Source organism: Mycobacterium sp. UNC410CL29Cvi84, from assembly GCF_000686745.1.
Classification (GTDB): domain Bacteria; phylum Actinomycetota; class Actinomycetes; order Mycobacteriales; family Mycobacteriaceae; genus Mycobacterium; species Mycobacterium mucogenicum_B.
Genome location: NZ_JMLM01000019.1, coordinates 22298 through 41026, shown reverse-complemented (window position 1 = coordinate 41026; position 18729 = coordinate 22298). Strand labels below are relative to the sequence as shown.

Genomic DNA, 18729 nt, shown 5'->3' with positions numbered 1-18729 from the left:
GAGGTAGTCAGCGCATCTCGCCCGCACCGACGTACGGGTGCAGGCTGTTGAGCGGCTTGCCTTCGGCGAACCGTTCCAGCCGGAAGTCCGTGGCCGGGATGTCGGGATCGGTGCTGTCACCCTCGAACACCAGGTCCGCAACCAGCTCGCCGACCGCGGGGCTGATCTTGAATCCGTGGCCGGCGAAACCGGCCGCCAGGATCAACCCGTCGACCCCGCCGACTGGCGCGATCACCGGATTCCAGTCCGGCGGAACGTCATACACGCCGGCGTAGGTGTGGGTCACCGCCGGCTCGGGGAAGCCGGGGAACCGGTGCATCACCTTTTCGCCGTAGGCCAGGACGGATGCCTCCGCCGCGACATTCGAGTAGTTGTCCGGGTCGACGAACTTCTTCTGAAAGTCCGCGTGGTCGCTGTTGCCGACCAGGAACTGGCCGGAGCCTTCGACGCGGCAGTACTGCAGGCTGATCAGGTCGGAGATCACCGGCAGGTCCGGCAGAGGTGTGCCGGCGTCGACGATCAGCAGTTCCGATCGATACGCCTCGATGGGAAAGTCGATGCCCATGGCGGCCAACAGCTTTGCCGACCACCAGCCGTTGGCCACGATCACCAGATCGGCGTCGATGAGGTCACCGTTCTCCAGCATGACCCCGGTGACCTTGTCGCCGGCGGTCACGACACGGGCGACGGGCGTGTTCTGCCGGATCCTGGCGCCCGCCGCGCGGGCCGTCTGCCCGAAGTGCAGTGCCAGCTGGGTGGCGTCGGCGAATCCGCCCCGTGGTTCGTACGATGCCAGTGCCACATCGGACGTTTCGAGCATCGGCCACAGTTTCTGCAGGGTGTCGGCGTCGATCAGTTCGACCTCGACGCCGAGCGATTGGTGCATGGCCGTGTTCGCACTCAGCGCATCGACGTTGTCCTCACCGACCAGCACGGCGTAGCCGACCTGGCGGAACCCGACGGCGTCTCCCAGCTGTTCGATCACCGGCAGGCTGCGCCAGGCCATTGCGGCGATCGATGGCACACCGTAGTGGGCGCGAACGATGCCCGATGATTTTCCGGTTCCACCGCTGGCCAGCTGATGCCGTTCCAGTACAAGGACATCCGTGAGTCCGCGCTCAGTGAGGGAGTTCGCGATGGACAGACCGATGAGGCCGCCGCCGATGACCACGGCTTTCGATGCCATCAGAAACCACCTGCCGCGGAGTGGCCCGGAATCCACGACGTCCCGGCCAGGGGCACCCGTGCCATGGCGGCAGCCTCGATGGACACGGCAACCATGTCTTCGGGCTCCAGGTGCGTGACGTGCGCCTTGCCGCAGGCGCGTGCGATGGTCTGTGCCTCCATGGTCAGCACCCGCAGGTAGTTGGCGACGCGGCGGCCGCCGTCGACCGGATCCAGTGCCTGCTGCAGCACCGGGTCCTGCGTCGTGATGCCGGCCGGGTCCTGGCCATCCTGGAAATCGTCGAAAAAGCCTGCCGCCGAGCCGAGTTGGGCGTACGCGGCCTCGTACCTGGGGTGGTTGTCGCCGAGCGCGATCAGTGCGGCGGTGCCGATCGCGACGGCGTCGGCGCCGAGCGCCAGCGCCTTGGCGACGTCGGCGCCGGTGCGGATACCGCCCGAGACGATCAATTGGACGCCGTCGGGCTTGCGGTGCACGCCGAGCTCCTGCAGGGCCTGCACCGCTTGCGGTACCGCGGCCAGGGTCGGGATGCCGACGTGTTCGATGAAGACCTCCTGGGTGGCCGCCGTGCCGCCCTGCATCCCGTCGACCACCACGACGTCCGCGCCGGCGTGTACCGCGAGTTTGACGTCGTAGTACGTGCGCGACGCGCCGACCTTGACGTAGATCGGCTTCTCCCAGTCGGTGATCTCACGGAGCTCGTTGATCTTGATGGTCAGGTCATCGGGGCCGGTCCAGTCGGGGTGCCGCGACGCCGAGCGCTGGTCGATGCCCTGCGGCAGATCGCGCATCCCGGCGACGCGTTCGGAGACCTTCTGGCCCAGCAGCATTCCGCCACCGCCGGGTTTGGCGCCCTGGCCCAGCACCACCTCGATGGCGTCGGCGCGGCGTAGGTCATCCGGATTCATCCCGTACCGGTTCGGCAGATATTGGTAGACAAGGTGTTTGGAGTGGCCGCGTTCCTCAGGCGTCATGCCGCCGTCACCCGTGGTGGTGGACGTACCCACTTCTGAGGCGCCGCGCCCGAGCGCCTCCTTGGCCCGGCCGGACAGCGCCCCGAACGACATGCCGGCGATGGTGACCGGGATATCCAGGTGCAGTGGGTATTTGGCGTTCCGTGCCCCCAACACCACGTCGGTACCGCACTTCTCCCGATAGCCCTCGAGGGGGTAGCGCGACATCGAGGCGCCGAGGAAGAGGAGGTCGTCGAAGTGGGGGAGTGCGCGCTTGGCGCCCCAGCCGCGGATGTCGTAGATGCCGGTCTCCGCTGCCCGGTGGATGGCGGCGATGGTGGCGCGGTCGAAGGTCGCGGACTCACGTAGACCGCGGTTGGCGCGGTCGTCTGCCGAGAAGGTCATGAGCTGGCCTCAATCAGTAGGAGTTGTGTACTTGGAAGTGATAGAGGTTGCGTGCCGAGCCGTAGCGCCGGTACGTGGCCGGGTCGTCGTCGTAGCCGGCCGCCTTGAGCAGGCCCGCGAGCTCCTCGAGGTGTTCGGCCTCCATCGGCTTCTCGATGCAGTCCGCACCAAGGGATTTCACTTCTCCTCGGACGTACAGCCGGGCCTCGTAGATCGAGTCACCGAGGGCGTCACCGGCATCACCGCGGATGACGATGCGGCCCTTCTGCGCCATGAACGCGCTCATATGGCCCACCGAGCCACCGACGACGATGTCCAGCCCCTTCAGCGAGATGCCGCACCGGGCGGCAGCATTGCCGTCGATGACGAGCAGGCCGCCACGCCCCGTGGCGCCCGCCGATTGCGATGCGTCGCCGGTGACGTGGACGACACCGCTCATCATGTTCTCGGCCAGACCTTGTCCGGCATTGCCGTTGACGGTGATCTCGGCCTTCTGGTTCATGCCGGCGGCGTAGTAACCGACATGGCCGTGGACCGTGATCTCGACCGGCGAGTTGACCCCGACGGCGACGTTGTGGGCGCCCTGGGGATTGGTGATGACGAACTGGCCGTCGATGCCGTCGGCGTGCAGGGCCGCATTCACGTCACGCAGACTCACGGCCGAAAGGTCGAAAGTTGTTGGTGCGTCGCTCATGCCGGCACCGCCTCTCGGCTCCAGGCGTAGACCACTTCGGGTTCGGGCTCCCAGATGCGGGCGTCCTCGATCCCCGGAAGATGCGCCAGGGCGCGGAATTCCGATGCCATGGCCACCCAGTCCGTGGTTTCGGCGATCACCGCGGGCTTGCACGCGATGGCGTCGCGCACGATGGCGAAGCTGTCGCTGTTCGAGACCAGCAGCGTGTAGAAGCCGTCGAATGTTGTTGTCAGATCGGTCAGTGCCTGCTCGACATCGGATCCCGCGGCCAGCTCGTGGGCCACGAAGCGGGCACCGACCTCGGTGTCGTTCTCGGAATCGAATTCGACGCCGGCGGCGCGCAGGTCGCGCCGGATACCGGCATGGTTGGCGAACGAACCGTTGTGCACCAAACACTGATCCGGGCCCACCGCATACGGATGTGCGCCACTGGGCGTCACTGCCGATTCGGTGGCCATCCGGGTATGACCGACGCCCTGCCAGCCCTGTGCACCGGCCAGCCCCCAATTCCCGACCAGCGACGTGGGCGTGCCGACACCCTTGAGCACCGCCACATCGGTGCCGAATCCCCCGACGAGGGCGTGCGGGTACTCCACCTTGGCCGCCGCGAGTAGTGCCTCGGGTGTCGTGGACGCCGACACCAGATACGTCACATCGCGCGCGATTACGGTGATTTCGGCGCCCAGGCGGGCGCCGAGTGCTTCCGCGACCTGTTCGCGGGACTCGCCGACTTCGATCAGCGAGATGGTGCTCTGACCCGGCGGTGACCATTGGGGGTCGCCATACACGGCGATCCCGGCGGAGTCGGCGCCGCGCGCCTCCATGGCGGTCAGCATGCCGGCCAACAGTTCACCCAGCCTGGGATAGAGCTCGGGGTTGCGCAGGTGCAACCCGACGATTCCGCACATGGTTTTACTGGTCCTTTCTCGTCGCGGCCCGATGTTGTTGGCCGACAGAGGTTTTGTTGCCGTGCTCAGAAAGCGGTGAGGTAGCGCTCGTGTTCCCACGCGCCGACCGCGGAATGCCAGTCCCAGAACTCGGTCTTCTTCAGACGCGCGAAATAGGCGGCGACACTGGGGATATCGGTGTTGGGCGGGATGGCGGCATCCAGTGCGCCGGTCATCACCTCGTCGGTCTCCAGCCGTTCGATCGCGTGCAACAGAGTGGCGGGGAGGCGTTCCTGTTTCGGTCCCGTGCCCAGGGCGCCGGGGTCAGCAGCCCGCTTGATGCCGTCCAGTCCGGCGGCGAGTGCGACGGCCGCCGCCAGATACGGGTTGGCCGAACCGTCGGCTCCGCGCATTTCGATGCGACTGCTGTCCGGGACGCGCACGTAATGGGTGCGGTCGTTGCCGCCATAGGTCGGAAAGCGCGGCGCCCAGGACGCACCCGACGCCGTCGAGATGGCGCCGGTTCGCTTGTAGGAGTTGACCGTTGGCGCGATAACCGCTTGCATGGCGCATGCGTGATCGAGGATGCCGGCGATGAACGAGTACGCGGTCGCGGACATCGCGAGGCCGCGGTCGTCCTCGTGGGGTTCGGTGGGGAACACCGGGGTGCCGCCACTGGTGAGTGACATGTGCATGTGCAGGCCGGATCCGGTCTTGTTCGCGAACGGTTTCGGCATGAACGTGGCGATCATGCCCCGTTCAGCAGCCATCACGTTGAGCAGGTAGCGCAGGGTGATGACGCGGTCACAGGTGGTCAGCGCCTCGGCGTAGTTGAAGTTCTGTTCGAACTGGCCGGACCCGTCCTCGTGGTCGTTGGCATAGTTGCCCCAGCCCAGACCGTTGATGGCAGTGCTGATCGATGACAGGTGGTCGTACATCCGGGTGACACTGCGGGCGTCGTAACACGGTTGGGCCGCGGTGTCCTGGTCATCGGCCGGCACCAATGTGCCGGCGGCGTTCCGCTTGAGTAGGAAGTACTCGACCTCGGCGCCGATCCACGGTTCGAATCCGGCGTCGGCGGCCTGCTGGATCATGGCCTTGAGGATGTTGCGCGGTGCGAACGGCCACGGCTCGCCGTTGACATGCGGATCGCAATGCACAAGGGCCAGGCCCTCTTTGACGAAGGGGATCGGTGTGAACGACGCAGGATCGGGCATGGCGACCAGATCGGGGTCCTTCGGCTCCTGGCCGATCGCGCCGACCGCGTAGCCGGCGAACCCGACTCCGTCGGCGGCGAGTTCGTCGACCGCTTCGACCGGCACCAGCTTGGCGCACGGCTTGCCGTTCAGGTCGACGAAGAGCGCGAGGATGAACTTGGTTCCCGCCTCCGCGGCCAATTCCGCAAGTGTGTTGGGCTTCGTCATGCCAGCTCCCGACTACTGATAGGAATCATCGTTTCTCAATAGTAGACACGGCGACGTTGGGGATTGCAACAGCAGCTACGTAACTTCGGCGTTACGAGGTCGTTCACAAGTTTGTTACGCGCACCATATCGTCTACGCAAAGAAAACAATGTCTACTGTCCCGAGACGGGCATAGCGTGTGCCCACGAACCTGCGAGGAGGCGAAATGGACACCGGAACAACAGCATTCATGCTCTGTTGCATCATTGGGCTCACGATCATGATCCCTGGGCTGGCCCTGTTCTACGGCGGCATGGTCAGTGTGAAGAGCTCGACCAACATGATGATGATGACGTACGGCGCCGTGGCGGTCGTCGGAGTGCTGTGGGTGTTGTTCGGCTTCTCGATGACATTCGGTACTTCCTACGGTGGATTCGTCGGGAGCTTCACCGAATTCGCGGGGATGAAGAACCTCCTGGACCCGATGACCACCATCAACGGGCTGCCAGTCAGCTTGTTCGCGCTGTTCCAGGCGCTCTTCGCGGCGCTGACCGTGGCGATCGTCTCGGGTGCCGCGGCGGACCGGATGAAGTTCGCCGCCTGGATGACCTTCGCGACGGCGTGGGCGATTCTGGTCTATTTCCCGGTCGCCCATTGGGTTTTCGCGGTCGACGGCGTCGTCACGAGTGACGCCAAGGGTGGCTGGATCGCCAACAAGTTGCACGCCATCGACTTCGCCGGTGGCACGGCGGTCCACATCAACGCGGGCGCGGCCGCGCTCGCGGTCGCGCTGGTGCTCGGCCGGTCGGCCACCTGGTCGTCACGTAAGCCCCACAACGTGCCGCTCATCCTGCTCGGCGCGGGTCTGCTGTGGGCCGGTTGGTACGCGTTCAACGGTGGATCGGCGCTGTCCGCAGGCAAGCCGGCGGCGATCGTGATGGTCACGTCGTTCGTCGCGACGTGCGCGGCCACGCTGGGCTGGCTCCTGGTGGAGAAGTTCAAGGACGGCCACGTCACCGGCATCGGCGCCGCCTCCGGCGCCATCACCGGTCTGGTCGCCATCACTCCCGCGTGTGGCGCCGTCACCCCGGTCGGCGCCATCTTCGTCGGCTTCATCCCGGCGGTGATCTGCCCGTTCGCCATCGGGCTCAAGCACAAGTTCGGCTATGACGACTCGACCGACGTCGTCGGTGTCCACCTCGTCGGTGGCATCGTCGGCACGCTGCTGATCGGCTTCTTCGCCAGCTCGGGGATGCCCAACGGCGTCAACGGACTGCTGTACGGCGGCGGCGCAGACCTGCTGCTCAAGCAGGCCGTCGCCGCGGGGTCGGTCCTGGCCTACTCGTTCACGGTGGCCCTCGTCATCGCGCTTGTCATCAAGAAGATGATGGGGCTGCGTATCTCGGCGGAAGAGGAGGAAGAGGGCATCGACTCGACCCTGCACCGGGACCCGGCGTACGAATTGGTCTGACCTCGATACTGCGACACCTGGTCCGAGCCCCATTGCTGGGACCAGGTGTCGCTGTCTGTGCGGTATCTACCAGTGCGCTGTTTCTACCAGTGCACGCCCGGGATCAGTCGCACCGCGGTCTTGACCGGCCGGGGCACCCGGACCTTGCCGGCCGCGAGAGGCCGTTTGGGCCGGCGCGGGTTGCGTGGGCGTTCCGGACGATCAACCGGCGGCGGGGTTTCGGTGACACCGCGGGCCGCCGCCGAATCCGGGTAGCCCAGGTACAACTGGTGCAGCACGCGGCGAGACAGCTTGGGCGTGAAGTAGTTTCCGAGATCGCCCAGTGTGCCCATCGGGGTGTCGATGCGGGCCGGCTTGTCCACCAGGCCGCGCACTACCATCGCCGCGGCGTGTTCGGCGGTGATCGGCGGCATCGGATTCAGTCGCTTCGACGGCGCGATCATCGGAGTCTGGACCAACGGCATGTGGATGTTGGTGAACGTGATGTGGTCCGAAAGAGTCTCGGTGCCAACCACTTCCGAGAACGCGTCCAGCGCCGCCTTGCTCGGCAGATACGCGCTGTACTTCGGGCTGTTGGCCTGCACCCCGGCGCTCGACACGTTGACCACGTGACCGAACCGGCGTTCGCGCCAATGCGGCAGTAGCGCCAGCGTCATCCGCACGGCGCCGAAGTAGTTGACCGCCATCACGCGCTCGTAGTCGTGGAAGCGGTCGGTCGAGTTGACCACCGAACGACGGATCGAGCGGCCGGCGTTGTTCACCAGATAGTCGACGTGGCCGAACTGGCCGAGGATGTCCTTGACGGTGTGCTCCACCGAACTGCCGTCGGCGACATCGCACGTGAAAGCGTAGGCCTCGCCGCCGAATTGGCGAATCTCCGCCACCAGCTCGTCAAGGGCGTCGGCGCTGCGGGCCAAGGCGAACACCCGCCCGCCGCGCTCGGCGACCGCGACGGCCGAGGCCCGGCCGATACCGCTCGAGGCGCCGGTGATGATCACGTTGCGCCCGACCAGCGGGCCGCGCGGATCGTCCCGGCGAGCCCGGTCCGGGTCCAGGTGCTCGGCCCAGTAACGCCACAGCTTCGGTGCGTACGAAGCGAATTCGGGCAGCACGATGCCGGTGCCCTGCAATGCCGCCACAGTGGCTTCGGAGGCGAACGACGGCGCCAGATCGACGACGTCGAGCACCTCACCCGGGATGCCCAACTGGATGGCCGCCATGTTGCGCAGGACCTTGGCCCGCCCGGTGGCCTTGAGTACCGGAGCCGCCGTCGCCTTCGGCAACGTGCCACGCAACGGCGGTAAGCCGGCCTCCGATGCGACGCCGCGATAGATGTCTTTGAGCCCAATGGGATTCGGAGACGTCAGATGGAACGTCTGACCGTCGCGGCCGTCCGCATGCATGAGATGGACGACGGCTTCAACAACGTAGTCCACCGGCACGATGTTGGTGCGGCCGGTGTCGGGCACCATCATCGGCGTGAACCTCGGCAGCGCCGCCAGTCGCGACAGCACGCCGAAGAAGTAGTACGGCCCGTCGACCTTGTCCATCTCGCCGGTCCGCGAGTCGCCGACCACGACGGCCGGCCGGTAGATCCGGTGCCGCAGACCCGCGGTGGCGCGCACCAGCTGCTCGGCTTCGAACTTGGTCTGGTGGTAGGGCGTCGGCAGCTCCTGTGAGACGTCGAAGTCGTCTTCGGTGAAAACGCCCCGGTAATTGCCGGCCACCGCAATCGACGACACGTGGTGCAGCGTGGCACCGAGACCGCGCGCCAACTCGATCACCGCGCGGGTGCCTTCGACGTTGGCGGCCTGCTGGGTAGCGGCATCGACGGTCATGTCATAGATCGCGGCGCAGTGCACCACATGGTCGATCGGACCCAGATCGGCCAGATCGGCCAGGCCCAGACCCGCGGAGGTGAGGTCGCCAACCAGGGGTTTTGCCCGGTCACCCCATTCCGCTGCCAGTTCTTCGAAGCGGGCCAACGAGGCCCGACGGACGAGAACGAATACTTCGGCTTCGTCGTGCTGAGCCAGAATCCGGCTGACGACGCGGCGGCCAATAAACCCGGTACCGCCGGTAACGACATATCGCATGCGAGTCATCGTGAACCTGTCGCGGGCTGAGGTCAATAGCGCGTAGGGTCCGATTTGTCACACCCACCTCTGAGGGAGAACCGCCGAATGCCGATCAACCCCAATGCCATCGGAGCCAAGACCGCACCGCAACCCTTCGAATGGACCGAACGCGACACCCTGCTCTACGCGCTCGGAGTGGGTTGCGGGACGAAGGATTTGGCGTTCACCACGGAGAACAGCCATGGCATCGATCAGCAGGTGCTGCCCACCTACGCGGTGATCTGCTGCCCGGCCTGGGGTGCCGTCGGGGAGGTCGGCAGCTTCAACTTCGGCAAGCTGCTGCACGGCAGCCAGCAGATTCGGCTGCACGCGCCGCTGCCGCCGTCGGGCCGATTCAACGTCAGCTCCGAGGTGGTCGACATCCAGGACAAGGGCGAGGGCAAGAACGCCATCCTGACGTTCAAGGGCACCGCCACCGACGACAGCGGGAACGTGATCGCCGAATCCTGGTCGACCGCGGTGATCCGCGGCGAGGGCGGCTTCGGCGGGCAGCCAGGGGAGCGGGCGGCCGCGCCGGAGATTCCGGATCGTCCGGCCGACGCCGTCGTCGCGCTACCCACCACCGAGGATCAGCCGCTGATCTACCGGCTCTCCGGCGACCGAAACCCGCTGCACAGCGACCCATGGTTCGCGCAGACCCTCGCCGGCTTCCCGAAGCCGATCCTGCACGGCCTGTGCACCTACGGCGTCGCTGGCCGCGTCCTGGTCGCCGAGCTCGCCGGCGGTGACGCCGCCAAGATCAAGGCCGTCGGGGCGCGCTTCACATCTCCGGTGTTCCCCGGCGAGACGTTGACGACCTCGGTGTGGCGCACCGAGCCCGGGCGAGCGGTGTTCCGGACCGAGGCCGCCGGGGCCGACGGCAGCAACGCCCGGCTGGTGCTCGAAGACGGCACCGCGGAGTACAGCGACTGACGGTTGCGAGGCGCTTAGCCATAGATGCGGCGTAGCGTCATAGGTAGAGCCGCGTCATTTGTTGCTTGGCGGCTCCGCTCGAAGTCATTGGCAGCGGATGTCTATGTGTGATTCTGCCGGTGGGTGATCGCGGCACCGACCGTTAGGACTTGTCATGGAATGGCGCACCAGTCGGCTTCTGCATTCAGCGGCAATCTGATGGCGTACGTCACGCAACGGGTGCGCGTAGACAAACCCGTCCGGCTGTGCCTGGCCGACACGCTCGGTCGTCGGATCGACGGTGCTTGGTGGCCGTACACGGGCGCGCTGGTGGACGAATTCGCTGGCCTGATGTCGGTTCTGAATGACCGGCTGGGGAAGATCGTCGAGGTTGACATCAACTGGTCGCCCCTGCACAATCCGCCGAATCTCAATTGGCGGGATTGGCGGGGTCGGGCCCAACACATCATGACGGTGCGCGGGAGTGATGCCACCGCGACTGTGTTGATCGTGCCCAGCACGACCAACAACACGCTCGCCGGCATGGTGCTTCGTCGCGCCGCCGGTCAGCCTGTCGACCTACGGCGTGGTGAGGACGCGATGCTCGAGACGGCCGAGGAAATCTTGACAGCCGCTCGGCGGCAACGTGTTTCGGGAAAGGTTCTGGACTGACGCGGATCGCGTCAGTCCAGAATTTCCGCGGGAATCAGAGCGTGGTGACGCCGACGGCCTGCGGGCCTTTGTTGCCCTGGGTGACATCGAACTTCACTCGCTGATTCTCCTCGAGCGAGCGGAAGCCGGCGCCCAGGATTTCGGTGTGGTGCACGAAAACATCGGGCGCACCGCCGTCGGGGGAGATGAAGCCGAAGCCCTTAGCGTCGTTGAACCACTTCACGGTTCCTTCGGTCATGTGACTACTACTTTCTTTTTGAACATGGATGCGAACGTCCGCATCCAAATCTGTTGTGATTCAGCGCAAGAAGCGAAGAATCGCTAGTCCGCGTGCTGCGCTGCCGCGAGAATGCCCGACACCGTCGTGTGGTCGTTGGGCTGTGCGGCGTTCATAAGTGCGCAATGGGCTTCTGCCGGGTCCGTGTCGACGGGCACCGTCAGGAGCACGATCCGGTCGCGGTCGAGTCCAACCACTTCAACGGTGTTGATCGGCTGGCGCTGGTAACCGTCGAGGCGTACCCGCCGTCCGCCTGCCGCGAGTTTGGTGGGGGCGGACGACCACTCGTGCACGTTGTAGAGCACCCGGTCGATCCGTCCGAGGCGCACCGACAGCACGGCCAACAGGTCGGGCAGTTCGGTGCTCAGGTTGCTGCTGTGCGGCCACCACGCCCCGTCGACGTATCCACTGTGGGGAGCCTTGGGCTTCAACCGCAATCGTGGAGTCTGCGTCGGCGACGTGCGTTGAATTGGGGACGTGCGGTCATGTTGCGGCGTCATTGCGACGCTCCTGCCTTGACCGCGAATCGGTCAAACTACTTCGAATCGGCGACGGCGTGGCTTTGAACCGCCACGCGACGAAGTACCGCCGATGGATCAAGCATACGCGGGAAACGCGCAGGACCAAATCAGACAGGAGGTGCCCCGTCGAGCCGACGCAATGAACAGCACGCTACGCAGGTGACACCCGCGAGTCGAAACCGGGGTCGGCGAGCCGACGACCGCCCCGCCCTCTGCGCGACAAATACGTTGCTGTGCAACATTTCTCGCGCAGAGGGAGTGGCGTGCGTCTTAGCCGGTGACGGCGCGGTCGAGAGCGGCGAGCGACTCCTCGATGAACCCGAGCGGGAACGGCGGCATGCCGCCGATCTGATCGCGGAAGGCCTGCGGTGTCTCGGTCCAGTCGTACGTGAGGGTGACATCGGTGCCGTCGCTGTTCGGGGCCAGGTCGTAGCGCCACCACCAACCGCCGGGGAGGTGCTGTCCCGACTCGTCCAGACTGCCGGTCGCCCAGCCGACGGTCTTATCAGGCTCGAAATCCGTCACCAGGTTGTACGTGACGTAGTCGCCGCCGGCCTGGTCCAGGTACATGTTCATGGCGAAGACCTGGCCGGCTCCGGTGATCGGTGCGGTGTCGACGGCGTCGCGAACCCAGTCGCCGGGCTCGGTTTCCTTGTGCCGCGCCGGGTTGGCCAGCACCGCGAAGACCGCGGCGGGCGGCGCGGCGATGGTGCGGGTGGCGACGAAGCGTTCCTGGGCAACTGAGCTGCTGGTCATCGGTTTTGTCCCTTCTGTCCGTTGGTTCCGTATGCGCGAGCAATGTCCTGCGAACTGGCCCATTTGGAGTACGTCGGCGACTGCGGCCAGCCTTCAGGCGAATCCTGCCACTGCTCCTGGCGGCCGTAGGGCAGAACGTCGATCAACGCGAAACTGTGGCCCAGCTGTTCGCAGCCGCGACCGTCGGTATGCCAGGTGCGGTAGACCGTATCGCCATGTCGCAGAAACACATTGACGGCAAAGCCGGCGCCGGGCGGGGTGCCCATGTCCGACCCAAAACTGCTCTCCGACGACGAGTACCAATCCATCTTGTTGCCCACTTTGGCCTTGTAGGCCAGGGCTTCCTCGATGGGCCCGTTGGTGACGATGACGAACCGGGCGTCGTAGTTGGCCAGGAAATCCAGGCGCGTGAATTGAGAGGTGAAGCCGGTGCATCCGGGGCACTGCCACTCGGCGCCGTCGGTCCACATGTGGTTGTAGACGATCAGTTGCGACCGGCCGTCGAAGATGTCGGCCAAGCGGGTCGGACCGTCGGCGCCGATCAAGGTGTATTCGGGCAGCTCGACCATCGGCAGCCGGCGCCGTTGTGCGGCGATGGCGTCGAGTTCGCGCGTCGCGGCCTTTTCGCGGCGGCGCAGGTCGTCGAGGGCGGTCCGCCAGGTGTCCTGGTCGACCACCGGCGGCAGGGCGGTCTGCTCGGTCATAGTGCCTCCTGAAAGTTGCGTCCATTGGATAGACCGATGCGGGCGCGAATACTCATCGCGGATCGCCGAACCAATGCGTCAGCGCCTCCCGCAGCCCCGCATCGGAGGCGCCGGCCCACGCGATGTGTGCGTCCGGGCGGATCAGCAGAGCGTCGGTTTGGCGACTGATGATGTGGACGCGGTCCGCCCACGGCGCCGCGACATCGCACAGCTCCGCCGGCCCGACGAAGACGGGTCGCGCCGCGCGCAGCGCCGCCACGACGTCGTCGGACAGGTGCGAGGCGAACGTCCCGGCGAGCGGGTGTGACTCCGTGCCGGGCATCGGATACCGGACGTCAGACGCGGCGATCATCGCGCCGACACGCGCGAGAGCAGGCGCGTCGGAGAGCAGCTCGCTGAACACTTTTCGCAGCGCCTCATCTGCGGGGTCGTAGCCGCGCCGCAACGACACCTGGGCCTGCGCGTGCAGCAGCAGGCGTTCGCCGGCGAGGTGCCGTTCGGAGTGGTAGGTCTCGAGCAGGCAGGGCGGTGCCCAGCCCCGGAGTGTCGCGGCGAGCTTCCAGGCCACGTTCACCCCGTCGAGCATCCCGGCCGATACCGCGACACCACCCGTCGGAATCTGATGCGCCGTGTCACCGGCCAGCAGCACCCGTCCCGCCACGTAGCGCTCGGTGTGCCGGGCCGCGTACGTGAACCGGGTGAGCCGTCGCGGTTCGCCGAGCGGGAGATCCACCCCGAGCACGCGGCGGACGCTGGCGCGGAATTCGTCCAACGTCATCGGGTCGTCATCGTCGTAGTCGTGATCGGGCGCCTCGCTGGTGTACAGGCCCAGCCATCCGGGCTCCGACGACGCGATGGCGAAGATGCCGCCCTCGGTCTGGCTGTAGCCCCACGGCAGGCGGCCATAGCCCGGCGCGTCGTAGTCGCCGTCGTCGCGGACGGTGATCTCGCGCGGCCACGTGACGGTGGCCATCCGGTGGATCTCGGGGTAAACGATGCCCGGGAAGCCGATTCCGGCCAGCTCCCGCACCCGGCTGCGCACGCCGTCGCAGCCCACGACGTACTGGGCGCTGATGCGGTACGGGCCGTCCGGACCGCGGACCTCGAGGTGCACGGCGTCGTCGTCCTGCTGTAGACCGGTCACCTCGTGGCCGCGCCGGACCTCGACGCCGAGGCTGCGTGCGTAGTGCTGCAGGAGTGCTTCGAGCTGAGGCTGGGGGAGCCGCTGCACCTGCATCGGCGACTCGTCCAGCTGAGTGAGATCGACGTGGATGCCGCCGAACGGAAGTTTGGCGGTGACGGGCGGGCCGGCAGCGTCGTCGAGCAGGTCACCGAGTTCCCGGTAGCGCAGCAGGTTGAGGATCTGGCCGCCGATGCCGCCGGCTTTGGCGACCTCGCGGATGTCGGTGAGCCGTTCCAGGACAAGCGGTTTGATCCCGGTCAGGCAGAGTTCAGTGGCGAGCGTCAGGCCGGTCGGTCCCGCGCCCACGATGATCACGTCAATATTCGTCATGCGTCCCCCTCAAGACGATCCAGCTGCAGTTACGTTGCAGCCCAGCGATTCTGGTGCATGAGGGGGGCCTTGCCACAAGCCCCGGGGTCGGCTATATGTTGAAAGTGGGGGGGTAAGTAGGTTGTAATTCCCCGTGGCGGATTGCATTCGGTGATGGCGGAAATTGGCGGCTCCGCCGACTGGAATGCAAAGAGCTGAGACTCTCTAAGCAACGGTGGCGGCGTTTGCGCGCGGGCTCGGCATGCGCTGCAAAATCCGGAATCGACGACGAACCGTCTAAATTCCCTTGTTCTGTACCGGTTTCGCAGTTTTGAAGGGGATCTCACGTGCTGCCGCAGATGGCTAGTTGACGAAGACTGGTGCTATCGGCATAGGTGGTCGATGGCGGAGCGAGCTATCTAGGCACTTCGCAACCGGTCGATCTGGCAAGCGATCTGGGAATGACACGAATTCAGGAGTCCGCTACATGACGGCCGCACAGCCGTTCCACCCCACGCAGGAGCGCCGCGTGGTCGAGACCGCCGTCACCGTTGGCGCGGGCAGCAGCCATGAGTTGCGCAACGACGGCGCCCATGGGGCTGACGATGCCCGCATCGCGTGCGGCGGCGGCGAAGATGCCGAGGTCTTTGTGGTGCAGGTCGATACGGAATCCGGGGGCGAACGAGCGCCTGAGCATGTTCTGCCCCTTTTGCTCGAGAACGGCTGAACCGGCGAGCCCTCCGCCCAGAACGGTCATCGCGGCATGGGTATCGACATTGTGGGCTTCGAGGAAAACGATGGCCTCGGCGAGAAGTTCGATATTGCCCGCAACGATGAGCTGGTTGGCGGCTTTCACCGTTTGTCCCGATCCGCTGGGTCCGACGTGGACGACCTCGCTTCCCACAGCGTGCAGCACGGGTTTGGCTCCTGCAAAGTCCTCGGGCGTTCCGCCAACCATGATCGACAGGTTGCCGTCGATGGCGCCGCGCTGGCCGCCGGATACCGGGGCGTCGAGCATTCGCAGGTGGCGTTCGCGTGCCTGCCGGCTGAGCGCCGCGGCGACGTCGGGCCGGATGCTGGAGAAGTCGATGATCAAGGCGCCCGCTCTCGCGCCTCCGAAAACGCCGCCCGCAGTGGTGAGCACGGCTTCTACATCCGGTGAGTCGGGCAGCATCAGGGCAACGATGTCGGCGTCGTTGACCGCATCCGCGACGGAATCGGCGGCCTTCCCACCCGCGGCCACGAGGTCGGCGACCCGGTGCGGCGATCGGTTGTATCCGGTCACGTGGTGGCCCGCGCGGACGAGATTGACCGCCATGGGGCTACCCATGATTCCCAGTCCTATGAAGGCGATCGCGCTCACGGCCGGCCTCGATCCGTTTGTGGTTCAGCTGAAGTTAGTTGGTGAAGAAATTCGACAGCGCCGCTGCGGTCTCGCCAGGCAGTGCTTCGGGGATGAAGTGTCCTGAGGGCATCACGGTGGTGGAGACCTGCGCGGCACATTGCGCCTGCCATAGCCCATGGGCGTCGAACAGGCGGTGCACCGATCCCCATTGCGCCACGAGAAGCTGGGTGGCACAGGCGATGCGCTGACCGCGGTCTCGACTCTGTTGGTCGTGTACGAGGTCGATGTCGGCGCTGGCGCGGTAGTCCTCAGCGCTGGCGTGCAGTGCCTGAGGCGTGCAGAATACGCGTTCGTACGCGGCCACCACGTCAGGCTCGAGGTAGTCGGCGTTGCCACCGGACAGTTGTCGCAGCACTGTGGCCAGGTAGGCCGACGGGTTCCCGCCGATGAGAAGTTCGGGCAATGGCGCGGGCTGAATGAGCAGGAACCAGTGGTAGTAGGCAGTCGCGAAATCCCTGTTGGTGGCTTCGTACATGTCGAGCGTGGGCGCGACGTCCAGGAGCGAGAGCTTCGTGACCCGATGGGGATGGTCGAGCGCGAGCCGGGCGGCAACGCGTGCGCCGCGGTCGTGGCCGCAGAGATAGAACGAGTCCCGCCCGAGCCGGTCGACGACGCCTACGAGATCATTGGCCATCGTGCGCTTGCTGTAGTTGCCGTGATCGGGTAGCCCGGCCGGCTTGTCGGATTCTCCGTAGCCGCGTAGGTCGGGCAGGATGAGGAAGTAGCGGTCTCGCAGGAGCGCGGCGACATGCCGCCACATGAGGTGGGTTTCGGGGTAGCCGTGCACGAGCAGCAGTGTTGGGCCTTTGGGGTTACCACCCCATCGTGCGAAGATGCCGACTCTGTCGATGTCGAACGTGCCTGAGGAGAATTCCGGGAACCAGCGTGAACCTTGTAGTGGAACAGCCGATTTGATGGTGGACCGCGGTAGACCGGGCATTTCGGTCAGTGGGCGGATCCGGCGATATCCAGTACCACTCGGAAGCGGGCTTGGCCCGACATCATCCGGGCATAGGCTTTCGGGGCCTCCTCGAACGGGATGACTTCGATCATCGGTGCGATGCCCGTGGCGAGAGCGAACGTCAGGTTGTCCTCGTTGTCGATCGATGACCCGGTCAGGCTGCCGACGATGCTGCGCCCGGCGAGGATGAGATCCAGGGTCTGCACGGACACCGGGTCTGGCGCGGCGCCCACGACGATCAGCTGGCCGCGGGGGCGAAGGCCATTGATCAGCGGTTCCATCGACGCCCCGCTGGTCGCGGTAGCCACGATAGCGGCGGCACCGCCCAGCTCCAGTAGAGCTGCACCGCCGTCTACGGCCGCACTGTCGATATAGACGTCGGCGCCGAGTCCGCTTGCCAGATCGGCCTTTTCGGGTCCCCGCGCGATCGCTGCAACGCGGTAGCCCAGGGCTTTGGCGTACTGCACGCCGAGGTGGCCCAGTCCGCCGATGCCCTGAATTCCGACGAGCGCGCCGGGTGCGGCGTCGACGTGGCGCAGGGCGTTGTAGACGGTCAGACCGGCGCACAGGAGCGGGGCGGCGAGCCGGGCTTCCAGTCCATCCGGAACCCGAACCACTCCGGTGGCTCGGGTGTACATCACCTCGGCGTATCCGCCGTCGTGGTTGAGCCCGACCTGCGGTTGATCGATACAGCAGACGAAGTCTCCCCGGCGGCAGAACTCGCATTCGTTGCAGTGGCCCCCGAGGAACCCGACGCCGACGCGATCCCCGGGCGCCCAGGCGTGCACGCCGGGGCCGACCGCGTCGATGATGCCGACGATCTCGTGGCCCGGAACGAGCGGTGGCTGTGGTTCCGTCTGGCCCTCGACGAGCATCGCTTCGGTATGGCACACGCCGCAACTGAGTACGCGTACTCGTACTTCACCGTCGACTGGCGGCCGCAGCTCGCGTTCGACTGCTGTGAGGTCGCCGCGCCCGGTGCTCTCGTAGGCCCGATAAGTTGTCATGGTGATGGTCCCTTCGTGAGTAAAGGCGTCAACGGCCGATGTGTTCGAGCAGGTGCTTGGACCACACGTCAGGTGACTCCAACGGGCTGAAATGGCCGCAGTTGTCCAAATATTCGAGGGTGAAATCCGCATAGAAGTCACCCAGGGTGTCGCTCCACGCCTGGGGGAAAAGCGGGTCCTGGTCCGGCCACAAGATGGTGACCGCCTTGGCGAATCTGTCGCCGCGCGCCGGCGTGGTCTCGTTCGCATAGTACGTGATCGGATTCCCTTCGGCATTGCGGAACCACAGCACGCCGGCCAGGAATGCCCCTGGCGCGGAATGGTTTTCGGTCAGATGGTCCAGCAGTTCTTCGACGACGGACGACCCGGGCGCCGACCAGTTCTTCAGATTCTCCTTCAGTGCCGCCCGGACGGCGTCTGGCTTACCGTCGATGATCTCCTCGACCAGCTCAGATTTGTAAAAGATCGCGTGCACGAATGCGTTCACCGCATCCTCTTCCAGGATCCGCCGCCCGACCCCCAAAGTGGGCGGGGCGATGACCAGAGATCGCACCAAGTCGGGCCGTGTCGCTGCGATCGTCTGGGCGGTGAAGCTGCCGACGTCATATCCGCCCAGCACGGCGTTGCTGATCCCGAGTTCGTCGAGCAGCGCGACGACACCGTCGACCTGGCGACTGAGTGCATAGGCGGTCGGATCCTGTAAGTGCTTGTCGGACTTTCCATAACCCCGCAGATCGACTGCTGTCACATCGGCTTGCGCGGTGAGCTGCGGGATTACTTTGGCGTACTCCCGGTGGTCGCCGGGATTGCCGTGGATGAGCACCACGGGGACACCTTGCCCGGCGCGTTCGTAGTAGAGCTTGAACCCATCGTATTCGGTCGAATAGGGCACGGCATTGTTCCTTCCTT

The 18729-nt window shown here is 65.8% G+C and carries 18 protein-coding genes; 3 read left to right on the top strand and 15 right to left on the bottom strand.

The features are described from left to right. Positions 1 to 7 precede the first annotated feature (7 nt). The 5 genes from BR47_RS0123260 to glnT form a co-directional block, all read right to left on the bottom strand. Positions 8 to 1186 (bottom strand): NAD(P)/FAD-dependent oxidoreductase, encoded by a 1179-nt coding sequence (locus BR47_RS0123260; RefSeq protein WP_029120944.1) that lies wholly within the window; start codon positions 1184 to 1186, stop codon positions 8 to 10. Beyond that, on the bottom strand, positions 1186 to 2541 hold the full coding sequence (locus BR47_RS0123255) for an FMN-binding glutamate synthase family protein (protein WP_020102463.1): 1356 nt from the start codon (positions 2539 to 2541) through the stop codon (positions 1186 to 1188). Before BR47_RS0123255 ends, BR47_RS0123260 begins: the two co-directional genes overlap by 1 nt. Before the next feature lie 13 nt (positions 2542 to 2554). After that, positions 2555 to 3235 (bottom strand): protein glxC, encoded by a 681-nt coding sequence (locus BR47_RS0123250; protein ID WP_029105460.1) that lies wholly within the window; start codon positions 3233 to 3235, stop codon positions 2555 to 2557. Next, positions 3232 to 4143: a class II glutamine amidotransferase domain-containing protein gene (locus tag BR47_RS0123245; protein ID WP_029120943.1), complete on the bottom strand. Its 912-nt coding sequence runs from the start codon at positions 4141 to 4143 to the stop codon at positions 3232 to 3234. The genes BR47_RS0123250 and BR47_RS0123245 overlap by 4 nt, the downstream gene beginning before the upstream one ends. 65 nt (positions 4144 to 4208) lie before the next feature. Beyond that, positions 4209 to 5546 (bottom strand): type III glutamate--ammonia ligase, encoded by a 1338-nt coding sequence (gene glnT, locus BR47_RS0123240; RefSeq protein ID WP_029120942.1) that lies wholly within the window; start codon positions 5544 to 5546, stop codon positions 4209 to 4211. 205 nt (positions 5547 to 5751) lie between these two features. Here glnT and BR47_RS0123235 point away from each other — a divergent pair, with 205 nt between their 5' ends. Then, complete coding sequence (locus BR47_RS0123235) at positions 5752 to 6996, top strand: ammonium transporter (RefSeq protein WP_029105459.1); 1245 nt, start codon at positions 5752 to 5754, stop codon at positions 6994 to 6996. 83 nt (positions 6997 to 7079) lie between these two features. On the opposite strand, the gene BR47_RS0123230 is transcribed toward BR47_RS0123235, so the two are convergent. Next, a complete protein-coding gene (locus tag BR47_RS0123230; RefSeq protein WP_029120941.1) occupies positions 7080 to 9092 on the bottom strand; it encodes an SDR family oxidoreductase in 2013 nt (670 codons plus the stop codon). Between the two features lie 87 nt (positions 9093 to 9179). Between BR47_RS0123230 and BR47_RS0123225 the strand changes: the two genes are divergently transcribed. Together BR47_RS0123225 and BR47_RS0123220 are read left to right on the top strand one after the other, a co-directional pair. Continuing rightward, positions 9180 to 10046, top strand: a complete 867-nt coding sequence (locus BR47_RS0123225) for a MaoC family dehydratase (protein ID WP_029120940.1) — start codon at positions 9180 to 9182, stop codon at positions 10044 to 10046. 159 nt (positions 10047 to 10205) lie between these two features. Further along, positions 10206 to 10697 carry a DUF5994 family protein gene (locus BR47_RS0123220; protein WP_225433715.1) on the top strand — a complete coding sequence of 164 codons (492 nt, stop codon included), beginning with the start codon at positions 10206 to 10208 and terminating at the stop codon, positions 10695 to 10697. A 34-nt stretch (positions 10698 to 10731) separates the two neighbouring features. On the opposite strand, the gene BR47_RS0123215 is transcribed toward BR47_RS0123220, so the two are convergent. The 9 genes from BR47_RS0123215 to BR47_RS0123175 all read right to left on the bottom strand — a co-directional run bounded on the left by BR47_RS0123215 (position 10732) and on the right by BR47_RS0123175 (position 18712). Then, the gene (locus tag BR47_RS0123215; protein ID WP_020102455.1) at positions 10732 to 10935 is read right to left on the bottom strand and encodes a cold-shock protein; all 204 of its coding nucleotides are present in this window, start codon (positions 10933 to 10935) and stop codon (positions 10732 to 10734) included. A gap of 83 nt (positions 10936 to 11018) precedes the next feature. Further along, entirely contained in the window at positions 11019 to 11474 is a 456-nt protein-coding gene (locus tag BR47_RS0123210; protein WP_029120938.1) for a DUF5994 family protein, read from the bottom strand. A gap of 291 nt (positions 11475 to 11765) precedes the next feature. Further along, positions 11766 to 12251: an SRPBCC family protein gene (locus tag BR47_RS0123205; protein WP_029120937.1), complete on the bottom strand. Its 486-nt coding sequence runs from the start codon at positions 12249 to 12251 to the stop codon at positions 11766 to 11768. Then, positions 12248 to 12955, bottom strand: a complete 708-nt coding sequence (locus tag BR47_RS0123200) for a DUF899 domain-containing protein (RefSeq protein WP_029120936.1) — start codon at positions 12953 to 12955, stop codon at positions 12248 to 12250. The genes BR47_RS0123205 and BR47_RS0123200 overlap by 4 nt, the downstream gene beginning before the upstream one ends. A 52-nt stretch (positions 12956 to 13007) precedes the next feature. Then, positions 13008 to 14468 carry an FAD-dependent monooxygenase gene (locus tag BR47_RS0123195; protein ID WP_029120935.1) on the bottom strand — a complete coding sequence of 487 codons (1461 nt, stop codon included), beginning with the start codon at positions 14466 to 14468 and terminating at the stop codon, positions 13008 to 13010. A gap of 451 nt (positions 14469 to 14919) precedes the next feature. Continuing rightward, positions 14920 to 15810 carry a 2-hydroxy-3-oxopropionate reductase gene (locus BR47_RS0123190; protein WP_029120934.1) on the bottom strand — a complete coding sequence of 297 codons (891 nt, stop codon included), beginning with the start codon at positions 15808 to 15810 and terminating at the stop codon, positions 14920 to 14922. Between the two features lie 34 nt (positions 15811 to 15844). Further along, positions 15845 to 16792, bottom strand: a complete 948-nt coding sequence (locus BR47_RS0123185) for an alpha/beta fold hydrolase (RefSeq protein ID WP_081831373.1) — start codon at positions 16790 to 16792, stop codon at positions 15845 to 15847. Positions 16793 to 16797: 5 nt separating this feature from the next. Beyond that, complete coding sequence (locus tag BR47_RS0123180; protein ID WP_029120932.1) at positions 16798 to 17820, bottom strand: alcohol dehydrogenase catalytic domain-containing protein; 1023 nt, start codon at positions 17818 to 17820, stop codon at positions 16798 to 16800. A gap of 28 nt (positions 17821 to 17848) precedes the next feature. Next, entirely contained in the window at positions 17849 to 18712 is an 864-nt protein-coding gene (locus tag BR47_RS0123175) for an alpha/beta fold hydrolase (RefSeq protein WP_029120931.1), read from the bottom strand. Between the last annotated feature and the right edge of the window lie 17 nt (positions 18713 to 18729).